This window comes from Mesobacillus subterraneus, assembly GCF_020524355.2.
Classification (GTDB): domain Bacteria; phylum Bacillota; class Bacilli; order Bacillales; family Cytobacillaceae; genus Mesobacillus; species Mesobacillus subterraneus_C.
Map to the genome: position 1 here is coordinate 2,016,448 of NZ_CP129019.1, position 13,077 is coordinate 2,029,524.

The 13,077-nt window shown below is 42.6% G+C and carries 15 protein-coding genes and 3 pseudogenes; 5 read left to right on the top strand and 13 right to left on the bottom strand.

All coding sequences use genetic code 11. The features are described 5' to 3' along the window. Positions 1-84 precede the first annotated feature (84 nt). Positions 85-495, bottom strand: a complete 411-nt coding sequence (locus LC048_RS10335; protein ID WP_226600996.1) for a DUF4181 domain-containing protein — start codon at positions 493-495, stop codon at positions 85-87. Positions 496-655: 160 nt separating this feature from the next. Here LC048_RS10335 and LC048_RS10340 point away from each other — a divergent pair, with 160 nt between their 5' ends. Continuing rightward, on the top strand, positions 656-1,591 hold the full coding sequence (locus tag LC048_RS10340; protein WP_226600997.1) for a DMT family transporter: 936 nt from the start codon (positions 656-658) through the stop codon (positions 1,589-1,591). Positions 1,592-1,603: 12 nt separating this feature from the next. After that, complete coding sequence (locus LC048_RS10345; RefSeq protein ID WP_306050181.1) at positions 1,604-2,539, top strand: acetamidase/formamidase family protein; 936 nt, start codon at positions 1,604-1,606, stop codon at positions 2,537-2,539. A gap of 65 nt (positions 2,540-2,604) precedes the next feature. On the opposite strand, the gene LC048_RS10350 is transcribed toward LC048_RS10345, so the two are convergent. Continuing rightward, positions 2,605-3,129, bottom strand: a complete 525-nt coding sequence (locus tag LC048_RS10350; protein ID WP_226600999.1) for a DinB family protein — start codon at positions 3,127-3,129, stop codon at positions 2,605-2,607. A 148-nt stretch (positions 3,130-3,277) separates the two neighbouring features. Between LC048_RS10350 and LC048_RS10355 the strand changes: the two genes are divergently transcribed. Continuing rightward, positions 3,278-3,772 (top strand): J domain-containing protein, encoded by a 495-nt coding sequence (locus LC048_RS10355; protein WP_226601000.1) that lies wholly within the window; start codon positions 3,278-3,280, stop codon positions 3,770-3,772. A 1-nt stretch (position 3,773) separates the two neighbouring features. Here the strand turns inward: LC048_RS10355 and LC048_RS10360 are convergent, their stop codons facing one another. Together LC048_RS10360 and LC048_RS10365 are read right to left on the bottom strand one after the other, a co-directional pair. Then, on the bottom strand, positions 3,774-3,941 hold the full coding sequence (locus LC048_RS10360) for a hypothetical protein (RefSeq protein ID WP_226601001.1): 168 nt from the start codon (positions 3,939-3,941) through the stop codon (positions 3,774-3,776). Between the two features lie 109 nt (positions 3,942-4,050). After that, entirely contained in the window at positions 4,051-4,941 is an 891-nt protein-coding gene (locus LC048_RS10365) for an acyl-ACP desaturase (RefSeq protein ID WP_306050183.1), read from the bottom strand. Between the two features lie 215 nt (positions 4,942-5,156). On the opposite strand from LC048_RS10365, the gene LC048_RS10370 reads away from it, so the two are divergent. Next, positions 5,157-5,333, top strand: a complete 177-nt coding sequence (locus LC048_RS10370; RefSeq protein ID WP_226601003.1) for a hypothetical protein — start codon at positions 5,157-5,159, stop codon at positions 5,331-5,333. Between the two features lie 15 nt (positions 5,334-5,348). Continuing rightward, a pseudogene (locus LC048_RS10375) lies at positions 5,349-5,678 on the top strand (redoxin domain-containing protein); the annotation flags it as partial. Between the two features lie 96 nt (positions 5,679-5,774). Here the strand turns inward: LC048_RS10375 and LC048_RS10380 are convergent. From LC048_RS10380 to LC048_RS10420, 9 genes and pseudogenes are all read right to left on the bottom strand, one after another. Continuing rightward, complete coding sequence (locus tag LC048_RS10380) at positions 5,775-6,137, bottom strand: VOC family protein (RefSeq protein ID WP_226601004.1); 363 nt, start codon at positions 6,135-6,137, stop codon at positions 5,775-5,777. Between the two features lie 40 nt (positions 6,138-6,177). After that, positions 6,178-6,843 (bottom strand): annotated as a pseudogene (locus LC048_RS10385) (helix-turn-helix domain-containing protein); the annotation flags it as partial. Between the two features lie 229 nt (positions 6,844-7,072). Then, positions 7,073-7,270 carry a 4-oxalocrotonate tautomerase gene (locus LC048_RS10390; RefSeq protein ID WP_226601006.1) on the bottom strand — a complete coding sequence of 66 codons (198 nt, stop codon included), beginning with the start codon at positions 7,268-7,270 and terminating at the stop codon, positions 7,073-7,075. Between the two features lie 51 nt (positions 7,271-7,321). Next, positions 7,322-8,602 carry a TRAP transporter large permease gene (locus LC048_RS10395; RefSeq protein ID WP_226601007.1) on the bottom strand — a complete coding sequence of 427 codons (1,281 nt, stop codon included), beginning with the start codon at positions 8,600-8,602 and terminating at the stop codon, positions 7,322-7,324. After that, positions 8,599-9,129: a TRAP transporter small permease gene (locus LC048_RS10400; RefSeq protein ID WP_226601008.1), complete on the bottom strand. Its 531-nt coding sequence runs from the start codon at positions 9,127-9,129 to the stop codon at positions 8,599-8,601. Before LC048_RS10400 ends, LC048_RS10395 begins: the two co-directional genes overlap by 4 nt. 18 nt (positions 9,130-9,147) lie before the next feature. Beyond that, on the bottom strand, positions 9,148-10,161 hold the full coding sequence (locus tag LC048_RS10405; RefSeq protein ID WP_226601009.1) for a TRAP transporter substrate-binding protein: 1,014 nt from the start codon (positions 10,159-10,161) through the stop codon (positions 9,148-9,150). Between the two features lie 180 nt (positions 10,162-10,341). After that, a pseudogene (locus tag LC048_RS10410) lies at positions 10,342-11,141 on the bottom strand (2-keto-4-pentenoate hydratase). Between the two features lie 3 nt (positions 11,142-11,144). Further along, on the bottom strand, positions 11,145-12,173 hold the full coding sequence (dmpG, locus tag LC048_RS10415) for a 4-hydroxy-2-oxovalerate aldolase (protein WP_226601011.1): 1,029 nt from the start codon (positions 12,171-12,173) through the stop codon (positions 11,145-11,147). A 21-nt stretch (positions 12,174-12,194) separates the two neighbouring features. Beyond that, on the bottom strand, positions 12,195-13,073 hold the full coding sequence (locus tag LC048_RS10420; protein ID WP_226601012.1) for an acetaldehyde dehydrogenase (acetylating): 879 nt from the start codon (positions 13,071-13,073) through the stop codon (positions 12,195-12,197). Positions 13,074-13,077 lie beyond the last annotated feature (4 nt).

Below are 13,077 nucleotides of genomic sequence, written 5' to 3' on the forward strand. Positions count from 1 at the left end.
AACTCCTACTCTTCTTTTATTCCGTCTTCACGCAATTAGCGTCCCAGCTGGAATACCTGATTGTCTAAATGTCTATCCAACTGACTATGAAAAAAGTAAATTCAATACATCAAATTGAATGATGACCAACACAATGATAATAAGGAGGACCCCTTCTCCAAGTGACAGAATAGACTGCTTAGGATCGGGAGAAGCTTTCCATTCAAAGTAGGCGCGAACAAAGCTTTCAGATGTTATAATCAACGTCATGATAAAAAGTAATAGATTTACAGAAAAGTCATGAAAATATAATTGGTACATAAAAATCAAATACAAAGTTGCTGCAGTAATTCGGACCATCCAATCTACCTTCCGATGAGTACTATTAATATGATTATAGGAAAATATCTTCTTTTTCACTTTTTTAATATTGAACAACTTTCTTAAAACGAACTTGGATGCGGCTAATAGGGCAATGATAGATATAATAAGAATAAAGAATTCCAACCATGGCATATAATCACTCCTTCACGAACTATTTTACCATTAAGTACCATTATTTGGTACATCCTACGCTAATATTTCTTTTTTGCATGTATTTCCAAAAAACTATTTCGCTTTTCGAAAAAGATGCTACAATACTATTTATACAATTTAGAAGAATGAAGGGAATATAATGAACAAAAAATTATGGCTAACATATGGCATGTTGACTTTCGCAACGGCAACATGGGGCAGTGCATTCATCGCAGGAAAATATGCTGTTCAGAGCTTTGACCCAGCTACTGTCGCTTTTTTCAGGTTTTTTGGTGCTGTGCTTCTGCTAGTACCTCTTATGTTCGTGATGGAGAAAAATCGCCAAAAACCAAACTTGAAGGATTATGGCTTGTTTGCAGTGCTGGGCCTGACTGGGATTGCCTTGTACAATATCTTCTTTTTCCTGGCCAGCAAGCATGCGCCAGTAATCAAAAGCTCGCTGTTCATCGCTTCCAATCCGGTCTTGATTGTGCTTTTATCGGCTTTATTTCTAAGAGAAACAATTACACGCAATAACGTGATCGGCTTGGCAATCGCCTTGTCAGGAGCCTTTTTCATTATTACCGAGGGACAGCTGCTAAGCCTGTTCAGTCTAGGATTTGAGCCAATCGACTTTGTTCTTATGGGCGCAGTTGTCAGTTGGGCATTATACAGTGTCGTCGGCAAAATTGTTTTGAAGAAGTTCAGCTCGGTCGAGTCTACCACCTACGCAGTGGCTTTCGGAACTCTTTTCCTTCTGCCGTTTGCCCTGGCAGAAACAACCTGGCAGGATATTCAGCAGGCAACAGGTACAACATGGATTGCAATCATCCACATGAGCGTTCTGGTCACTGTTGTTTCTTTCGTCATGTACTACAACGGAATCAAAGAAGTTGGCGCAGCAAAGGCATCGATTTTCATCAATGTAATGCCCGTATCTGCAGTCATAATGGCAACTCTGTTTTTAGGTGAAAATTTCACCGCTGCTCATGCCATCGGAGCTGCCCTCGTGCTATCTGGTGTTTATATTGGAACAAACCCGCGGCTTTTTAAAAAGAAGAAAGCTGGCAAGTTTGCAAAAAACGAAATCGCATAAGGGGCTGAAGGTATGATCCATAAAATCCAACTGAAATCCGAAAACCTGCATGGTTCTTTTAGCAATGAATATTGGCCGATCCTTACAGTAAATTCTGGTGACACCATTCGCATGCAAACACCTGATATTGAATGGGGTTACTCTGAATCGAAAAGTGTTGATAGACAATTTTTCACTTCAGCAGTAAAAGAAGAGTCCCCTCTTCACCCGATGATTGGGCCGATTGAAGTGAACGGAGCAAAAGCCGGCATGGTTCTTGAAGTAAAATTAAACGATCTCGTACCAGGCTGGTATGGGACAAATTGGGCTGGCGGCAAGAAAAGCTGGCAAAATGATGCAGTCGGTTTGACCGGGACTGAAAGAATTCGCCTTGACTGGGAATTGGCCCGTGACACAATGACGGCAAGGACAGAGGTTGGTTCCAGGCCAGTAAGTGTCGCCATAAATCCATTCATTGGCCTGATGGGAGTTGCACCCGCAGAACCTGGTGTGCACCATACATCCCCTCCCCGTTATTGCGGCGGGAATATTGACTGCAAAGAACTAACAAGAGGCAGCACATTGTATTTGCCAATTTCTGTTGATGGAGCAATGTTTTCAATTGGTGATGGCCACGCTGCGCAAGGAGACGGAGAAGTTTCTGGTACAGCCATCGAGTGCCCGATGGATTTGATCGATATCACCCTTACACTGAGAGAGGACCTTCAGCTAAAAATGCCTCGCGCAAACACACCAGCTGGCTGGCTTACCTTTGGCTTTAATGAAGACTTGAACCTTGCTGCTGGACAGGCACTGGAAGAAATGGTGACACTTTTGAGAGAATCTCATGGGATCGAGCGCACTGAGACCCTTGCACTAGCCAGTGTGACAGTCGATTTGAGAGTTACACAGGTAGTAAACGGTGTTAAAGGTGTGCATGCAGTGTTGCCGCAAGGTGCGATAAGGTAATGAAGAGCCCCTGTTAAATGCGCAGGGGCTTAATTTTGAGAGCACTAAAACTCTATACTTACAAATTATTTATTTAAAATCCCAAGGTAACTTTTCCATGGACCAACTTCTTTACTATACCTTTTCGCTAAAACTCTGGTGATTTGCGATAAGTGAGTTAAATCATGTACTGCCCATGTAGCGATTAATTGTCTTGCCTCAACTTCCCCGTATTCTGGATGAATTCCTGTCAAATCAAACTGACTCTTCTCAACGAAAAGTTCCTTCAGTTTGTTGATGTTATCCTTCCTCAATGAAGAAAATTCACAGAGCTTTTCTTCAATAGACAGATGCGCATACTCCTCTAAATGTGAAAAACGGTCAAATACTGGAAAACTTTTATCATCTTTTTCCGCTAATATGATTTTAAGTCTTGGAATCCAGTTGTATTTTTCTCCATCGATGAGATGTCCAATGACTTCGGATGCATTCCAAGTTCCTTCCCCTTCATTGCTGTACACCCAGTCTTCTGCTAATCCCAATAACAATGCCTCCATAGTTCCAGGAGTCCGATCCAGGATTTCAATAGCTTCATTCATGTTAAATAACATGTTTCTCACCTGCCTTTTCGATTTAAATCCATTTTATTATTACATGAGGATTTGTATGTAACACAATGTCACAGTTCTGTTCTTTTCCTGCAAAAATTCAATGGTATGATAGATTTGTCTGATTATTTTATAAAAGAGAGGCAATTGGATGCTGACAATCAAAGAGGCTGCTGAACAGCTAATTTCATATGGAATAGATGCTACAGACCAAGATGTAAAGATGTGGATTGAAGAAGGAATATTAAAAGCCGAACAAGCTCATAGACGAAACTTTTTGTATAAAATACATCTGAAAGACCTGACAGAGTTCATAATTCAAAAGTATAACAACAAATACTCCGAACAATTGGAGAGTACCAAACAGGAGAATACCTTGCTTAACGATCAACTGGAATTGCTGAATACGCGATTGCATATTGAGCAATCCAAGGTAAGAACGCTGAAAAAAATGCTAAATGCACAAATTGAAGCATCTGGTACTGACCCTTCGCAAATGGAAGAACTATTAGGTTTAAACAAGAATACAGACAGCTATGTTCTGAAAAAAGAATTCAAGAAAATCCTCAAAGCCCTCCATCCCGACCGCGGCGGTGATGAAAGGCTGTTCAAGGTGTTTAACGAACATTACGAGAATTTGAAGTAGTCTAGGATTTTCTCTTTGCATTCAAACTATAAAAATAAGTACTGATTCCCATCAGTAGTCCGCCAAAAACACCAATAGCGGTTCCAACAGCCGCCCAAATAGTAGATAAATAGATACCTGCCATATACATAATCAAACCGACGATAAACAGTAGCATTCCCTTATACATAAAAGCTCCTTTTATTAATTGTCTACCATGAACTGTTTCTACAAAAGTCGGAAAATACCTTTAGGAAATAATAATGGAACCAGAAGTATACCTTGCTGGTTCCATTTTTTTATTTGTTTTTATAAAAACGCTCCCTGACCTTTTTTAGTCGAGCGTGATAATTTAAGATATCCAGCCTGGCCTTTTCTGCTTCAGGAGCAATCGGCCTAAGGTTCCCGATATCCCAATAATCAACGATGACATTGAGTACTTGGTCGAAATACTCCAGTGGGCTATAATTCGCCTCCTTAGCGATAATGACCATCCGATTCTCAAAATCTGGCATGACGGCACCGGGCATTTTGAAATTCATGATGACATTGCCCAGATAGTAGCAATAGTTAGGCTCTAATTCTAAATGGTATTTGATTACATCTCGATAAAACGCGTAGTGAAGTGTCTCATCCTTTGCAAGCCGGCGGAGAAGTGTGGCTAATTCCCTATCATGCGGCCCGGCTACCTTCGCGACATTATTGTAAAACACCATTGTCGCCAATTCTTGCATTGAAGTGTAAACCATCGTTTCGAAGGGAGTATGAAAATCAGGATCCCAGCCATTCTCAAGGGTCATTTTATGTAATTGATGCAGCCTCATCGGCTCAACATTCCTCGTGATTAACAGATACGTTTCCAGCAAATTGGAGTGCTGATCCTCTTCTGCCGTCCATGTATGCACGAAATCTTTGATGACAGATAAAGACCCTTTAAAAGTCTGATCAAGATATGAAGTAAACCAAGGAAGGTTCACCTCAGTTAGAAGTGCCGTCTCAATCGCAGTGATAACTGGAGCTGGCAACGTGACCTGGCTTTCGTCCCAGGGAACGCGTTTAAAATCCATTGCCTGATCCCACGGCAAAAACTCATGATAGCCCCAGTCAATTTTTTCAGCACGTTTCTTATGCTCCTCGTAAAGTTCTCTAATCCTTGGCTCGAGTCGGAAATCCAGATGGTTCGTCAGCAATGCATTCCCTCCAAATTAAATACTAGATATTATGACCAGTTACTAATTTAATTGTAACACATTTTCTGAATTTTAACTAAATTGAAGTCTCCTTTTTAATGAAATAGGAAATTAGGCGTTAAGAGTTGCCCATTCGATACAAAATCTCCATAAATGGTATAATGAGTTTTCAGCAAAACAATATATACTGAAGAAAATACATAAGGAGGTGCACCTTGAAAAAACTAGTATTTTTAATGATGTTATTAATGATAGGAGCTTTCCTAGGCGGCTGTTCTGAAGACAAATCCGAATCAAAAGGCCTTTCCCTGCCTGATGAAAACGGTGAGGAAATATCCTTTGAAAATATGGAAAAGCCTGCGCTGGTATTCTTTTTTACAGGAGTTGGTTGAGACTTCTGTAAATCGCAGCTGGTCGAGCTGCAGAACCGAAAAGATTTATTCAGCCAGTTTCCAGGAAACATCTACGCCGTTAGCGCATCCTCTGTAAAGGAACATAAAGCGATGAAAGAAGAGTTGGGACTTGATTATCCAGTCATTTCTGATGAGAAACTGACATTGATCAAGAAAACAAACATGTTGGATCCTGAAGCCCCAATAGCAGTAAGAGGCTTCGCTGTTCTTAATAAAGACGGCACAGTTCTTCATTCCCAGGAAATCGATACATTCGGCATCGAAGCGGAAGGAATCATACCTTACGCAACAGATATCGCGAATGGTGAGAAACCAACCGAATAAAAGCGAAAGAACCACCTTTTGTAGAGGTGGTTCTTCTTTTTGTTCATTCTGGATACCTATATCAAGTAAAGTTCCAACAACCAAAGCCTCTATGCATTACTTAAAATTAGAAAACTCCACAAGCTCGAGTTGGTTGCCGAATGGATCTTCAATCACATTGTACCTACCTGGCGGACACGGTCTGGATTCATCGAACAGAATCTTTACTCCCTTAACGCGAAGAATTTCAACATCTTTATCGATATCCTCAGAGAGGATCCCCAGTAAAACCTTCTGACTAGAGGAAGTAATATCTTCATCTGATTTTTCTAACACAATCGGAATCTCATTATGTACTAATGAAACGATATTTTCCCCATAATGCTTGGACACTTCAAAATCCAGCACCTTTGTATAGAATTCAAGTGCTTTTTCCATGTCTCCAACCTTGATCGTTATTACACAAACTTTGTTTAACAATCCAATCACTCCTTTTCCTAAAATTAACACAATTAATAAATTATTTTTCTTCTAGTTTGCTTTCTTTTTCAAACAAGAGCTTCGGTAAATTAATCAGGATTGGAGGATCATACGGCAAAGGTTCCCTTAGCTTGATATATACTTTGCAGATAGTATTTTCAGAGATTTCAACAGGGCCCTCGGCTTTCCCACGCAGATTCTTGGATAGCAGAAAATAATCCCGCGGATTCAAGCTCCAGGGAATAGCGGCCGCTAAAACATAGTAGATTCCAGCCGGAACTCCCGAAAAAAAGCATCCCTGCAGAGCATCTGTTATAGCAGTCCCCATTATAGGCTTTTGATCTGGAATCGACCGAGGAAACAACCCAACAAATATAAGTCCCTTGAAACTTGCCTGCACCTCAATTTCACACCTGACAGCTGGCAAAATCACAGATCCAGGGAGTCCATCAACGGCTTCATCAAAGTCATTCATAAATCGATGAAGCTTCCCTGCTTTCGATTGAAATTGCTTCGGTGAAAGACCGACAAACTGCTTGAATTTCGTGCTGAAAGTACCCATACTCTTAAAACCGATCTGCAACAAGGTCTTGAGAATGGAATAAGATGAAGACCCCATCAACAGCTCCTTTCCGGCCTCGATTCTCAAGGCTGAAAGATAGTGCCTGGGTGACACACCTGTTACTTCCTTAAACACTCGCGAGAAGTGGTAAGGACTTTATCCAGCTACTTCCGCCAGTTTTTCGGTGGTGAGTTCTTCATCAATATTTCTCTTCATGTATTCAATTGCTTTTATGACAGCTTCGATATGTTCTGCTGAATTCGCTATTTATTTCACTCTTTATCCCTATTTTAAAAGTATTAACCCTTATAACAATTCGCTTTTATCAATCAAAACCCTTTAATTAATCCACTAAAAAATCCCAACTCCTTATTTAGAGTTGGGACTTTATCTCATCTTTCGTAACACCGCCCACGCCCCAATATTGATGAGGAACCGTTTGGACAATCACTCGCACCTGTTCTGGCTTCACTTCGAGCGTCCGAACAGCCGTTTCAGTTATTCCGGCAATCAATTCTTTGATTTTTTCATCACTTCGCCCTTCAAGCACCTGCACCTGAATAATCGGCATACCAACCACTCCTTATCGACAAATTTCGGGTGGTGACAGGCATCTCCCGAATTAGAATCCTAGCAATCGTGGGATGAACAAAGTTGTTTGTTCCCAGTAGGTGACGACGAAGAGCATGGCGATTCCGATCAGCAGCATTGGAGTAACAGCTTTAATTAAACGTTCGAATTTCACCTCGGCGATGGAGGATACGATGAACAGACCTGTTCCGACAGGTGGTGTGAGGAGTCCAATTGTCAGGTTGATACAGATAATGACGCCGAAATGGATTGGATCGATATTGAATCCTGTAACCAATGGCATCAAAACTGGAACAAGGATAATCAAAGCTGCAATTCCATCTAACAATGTGCCTACCAGTAACAAGAAGATGTTAACCAGCAACAGGAAAACGAAAGGGTTATCCGAAATGGACAACATCGAGTTCGCAACCAATTGTGGGATTTGTTCAAAAGCAATCAGCCAGCCGAACAAATTGGCCATCGCAATTAAGAAAGTAACTGTTGCCGTGCCAATTACCGTGTTAATCAAAATCTTTGACAAGTTCTTCCACTTCAACTCTTTGTAAAAAAACATACCAACCACAAACGCGATCACGCTAGCTACTGCAGCTGATTCTGTTGCGGTGAATGCTCCGCTCAGGATTCCGACTGTAATGACAAATGGAACTAAAATCGCCGGCAGGACTTTTACAAAGGAACTCCAGATCTCTGAAAAACTGGCTCTCTTGCTGCGAGGAAAATTGTGCTTGTAGCCCATATAGGCAATCAAAGCGACAAAACCTACTCCAAAAATGGTCCCTGGAATGATTCCGGCCATGAACAAACCGCCAATCGACGTCCCAGACAATGTTCCATAAATGATAAAAATCATGCTTGGAGGAATGATTGGAGCCACAATGGACGACGCCAGCGTTAAGGCAGACGAAAATTCACGACTATATCCTTCCTTTTCCATTTCGGGTACCATAACCTTACTCATCATTGCGGCTTGCGCGTTCGCAGAACCTAATATAGACGCAAGGAACATGTTAGCGATAACCGTGACATAAGCGAGACCTCCACGTACATGCCCAACGAGAACTCTTGCAAAAACAACCAGTCTGTTGGTAATTCCGCCGCTGTTCATTAACTCACCTGTCAGCATGAACAATGGGATCGCTAATAATCCGAAATTCTCCATCCCTGAATACAGACGCTGAGGCGTCGATTCGAGCAGCATTGTGTTGCCAGTCACTAAAAAGTAAACAACTGTTGTCATTCCAAGCACAAGCGAGATGGGAATCCCCAATAACAAAAATACAACGAATGCTAAAATAACCAGTGCCATCATTCTTCTTCACTCTCCTTTGCGGCAGCATGGAGATTTGTAACGACATCACTATCAATAGGATGATTTTGCATAAGATCTAACATATTACTAATTAAATGAATCGTTGCGAACAACAGCCCAATAGGCAGGATCGCATAAGGAATCCACATCGGAAGCAAAATCGCACTTGACCTTTGGATTTTTACAGAAGAGGAAGTAATCCAGGTAAAACAATAGAATAATAGGATTGCCATGAATAGAAGCATAAAGATATGTGCCACGATTGCCACCCATTTATTGATTTTTTCAGGTAGATAGTCTGTAACCAAGGTAACTGATGCCTGAGTCTTATATTTCAATCCTAGGCTGCCGCCGATGAACGTTATGTAGATCAATAAGAAAATCGATACTTCTCCTGCCCAAAATATAGGGTTATTGAATACATATCGAAAAATAACAGCAGCCGCAACAATCACAGCCATTGCAAACATGAGGATAATAGCCAGTTTCTTTTCGAAACTGGCTACCATATTGCTGACGTATTTCACGCATTTCCCTCCAATAGGTTATTTGCGGAATGTATCAATGAATTCCTGGATTAGCGGATCTGTTGGTCCATACTTTTCATCGAATTGCTTGATATATGGCTCAAACAATTTCTGGTCGATTTCATACACCTTCATCCCAGTATCGCTGAGGGTCTTTTTAAACTCTTCTTCCTGGGAAGCGCGTGTATTGGCTGAATAATCTGCTGCAGCCTTGATGGCAGTATCTACGATTTTTTTATCAGCATCAGACAGCTTTTCATATTTATCCTTATTCATAATCGCGACCGAAGGCCATACCATATGGTTCGTAACAGCAGCATATTTGGCAACTTCATGATACTTATTCGTAATCGTGGCATCCAGGTCCATATCCATACCATCGATGACCCCTGTTTGGACAGCTGCGTATACTTCAGGCAATGGCAGTGATTCTGGAGAAGCTCCTAGAGATTTATAAAAGTCCTGCAAAGGAGGGCTTGGTGTAACTCGGTATGCCAATCCCTTCATATCTTCCGGCTTTTTTACTTCCTTATCCTTGAAAAGCATGACGCGGTTACCGGCAAACAGGTAATCAAGTCCTTTAAGTCCCTGGTCGTCAAGAGTGGCTAAAATCTTCTTCGCAATTTCAGTATCACGTGCTGCGTTTGTCTCTTTTAAATCTTCAAAAGCATATGGGGCGAACCAGGCAGTGAATGCTGGAGCGCGTGAACTCATATATGCAGCAGTGATCAATCCGAAATCTACTGAACCGGAAGAGATTTGCTGAACCATATCTGCCTCGCTGCCGAGCTGGCTGGCAGGATAGATTTCAACGGTCATTCGGCCATCAGAGTTCTTTTCCAATTCTTCTTTGAATTTTTCAGCGGCTTTGTGCCACATATGGTCTGTAGGGGTAATATGCGCAAGCTTGAATGAGTACTTCTCACCTGATCCAGCCGCAGGCTTTGCATCCGTGTCATTGCCACATGCAGCAGCCGTCAACACGAGCATAATCATTAATAGTGTCAAACAAAATTTTCTAAAACCAATCATTTCTCGCACCCCTTTTTTCTTTTTGTAAACGCTACCAAAATAGTTTTCCCAAGCTGTCTCTAACTGTGATTATAATCACTTTTTACTAGGAAAAGTGTAAAGTGCTTAACATATAACGTAAATTTTATCTTTATATTTCGAATATTCAAAACTAAAAAAAGAAGGCACTTAGTCATGAAACTAAGTGCTTGATTTGCATGTAAAAGAAACGCTGCTCAATTCGGCAAATTTTACTAGAATGTTATCATTTGGTTCAAAGGCAATTGCCTCTGATACGGCTCCGCTCAGGATCACATCTCCCTTTTTAATCCCTTTTCCAACCTCACCAAGCTTGTTGACTGCCCACGCGACTGATGTTGCCGGATGGCCCAGGACGGCTGCACTCGATCCAGTTTGGACTACCTGTCCGTTTTTCGACATCACCATACCAAGCTGGCCTAAATCCAAATTCCGTGGTGACATCCACTTACTTCCAATCAGGAATTTTGAAGATGAACAGTTATCCGCAATGACATCAGCCAGAGTGAATTTAAAGTTTAAATAACGGCTATCGATAATCTCGATTGCCGGCGCCACGAATTTCGTCACCCGTAACACATCTTCCGCTGTTACGTCGGTTCCTTCCAAATCCTCGTCGATGAAAAACGCAATTTCCGGCTCTGCTTTTGGATGGATGAACTCTGTAAAATCAAGCTGTTCCCACTCTAGCGCCAGCATATCATCCGTCAGGTAACCATAAATTGCTTCATGGACACCCATCATTTGCTGCTTCGCTTTACTCGTCAACCCCAGCTTCAGAGGCCAATTTTACGAGCCCCGTCCTGCTCGCGTCTCTGAATTAATTTTTCCTGAATCGAATACGCATCTGAGAAGCTCAGCTCCGGATAACGGTCGGTCACCTTCACGACTTCGCGGCGTTCTTTTTCAGCAGAATATAAGTATTCCACGATCTCGAGGTCGACACCCTTCGTAATCGTCATATTTTACACCTCCAGTTTCCTGGCTTTCGCCAATTCAGCAGCGACATCAAGGATCATATCCTCCTGGCCGCCTACTACTTTCCTTTTGCCCAACTCTATTAAAATATCTCGTGAATCAATTCCGAATCTCTGCCCTGCTCTCTCAGCATGCAGCAAGAAACTCGAATAAACACCAGCATAGCCTAACACGAGACTTCCTCTATTAATCTCCTGCGCTTTCGGAAGCATCGGACCCACCGTTTTCTCAGCAATGTCCATCATTTTATAAATGTCGATTCCGAGGTTGACACCCATCCGGTCCAATACTGATAAAAGTACCTCTGTTTGCGCATTACCAGCACCTGCTCCAAGACAGCGGATACTTCCATCTATCCTAGTTGCCCCTTCTTCAATCGCCGTCAGCGTATTTGCCACCGCTAATGAAAGATTGTTATGGGCATGGAATCCTACTTCAATAGATAACGAATCTCTTAAAGCAGCAATCTTCTCTTTTACTTTATGCGGTAAAAGGGCCCCGGCAGAATCGGTTACATAGACAGCCTGAGCCCCGTAACTCTCCATCAGCTTCGCCTGTTCGACCAATTTTTCAGTTGGTGCCATATGGGCCATCATCAGGAAGCCAAGCGTTTCCATCCCTAGCTCGCGCGCCATGCTGATATGCTGCGCTGAAACATCAGCCTCGGTCACATGAGTCGCAACCCGGACAAGACTTGCGCCTAATTCATGTGCCTGCTTCAGTTCATGGACCGTCCCGATTCCTGGTAAAAGCAACACCGCAACCTTTGAGTTTCGACACTCATCAACCGCAGCTTCAATCAATTTCATTTCATCAACGAGCGATTTGCCATACTGCAGCGTCGAACCGCCCAGTCCGTCTCCATGACTTACTTCAATATAGTGCATACCCGCATCATCAAGCTCACGCGCCACGCGCCGGACCTGAGCTTCTGTATATTGATGCTGCATGACGTGGCTGCCGTCACGCAGACAAACTTCTGTAATTTTGATTGGCTTATCACTTTTGCGCTTCAAAAATCCCACCCAGCCTTTCGCTTAGACACTCTGTTTTTCAAGCATATGGATCGCGAAGTCTTCAGCAACCCGAGTCGCCGCCGCTGTCATGATATCAAGGTTCCCAGCATAAATCGGGAAGTAGTCACCCTCACCCTCGACTTCAACAAAAACAGTCACTCTGTTTCCATCAAACAACGGCTCCTGCTTCAGCCTGTACCCTGGTACATATTCCTTCACCGTTTCGACCATCTGCTCAATCGATTTTGTGATTGCAGCTTCATCCATGTTTTTCACTTCGCAATAAATCGTGTCCCGCATTAAAATCGGAGGCTCTGCCGGATTCAGGATGATCAGCGCCTTTCCTTTGTCGGCTCCACCTACTTCCTCAATTCCCCTCCGCGTCGTGATCGTGAATTCATCAATGTTCGCACGAGTTCCCGGACCGGCACTTTTCGAGGAGATTGTCGCAACGATTTCTGCGTAACTTACGTCAGCAACTGAATTGATCGCATGGACAATCGGAATCGTCGCCTGGCCGCCACAAGTTATCATGTTCACATTTTTTTCATTCAAATATGCATCTGTTTTAACTGCCGGAGAGACAAATGGTCCCCTTGCCGCCGGGGTCAAGTCAATGGCCAGCTTACCCAATTCTGCAAGAACCTTCGCATGCCTGACATGCGTCTTTGCAGAGGTTGCATCGAACACGATGTCGGCGATTTCAGGATTGTCTTGCAATGACTGAATTCCATTATGGAATGCCAGGTATCCTTTTTCTTTTGCCCGCTTCAGCCCGTCGGATTTAGGATCGATTCCAATCATCGCTGTCAGTTCAATGACTTCGCTTCTTTCCAGCTTATACATAAGGTCGGTCCCAATATTCCCCGAACCGATGATTGCCGCCTTGATTTTCACCAACCTG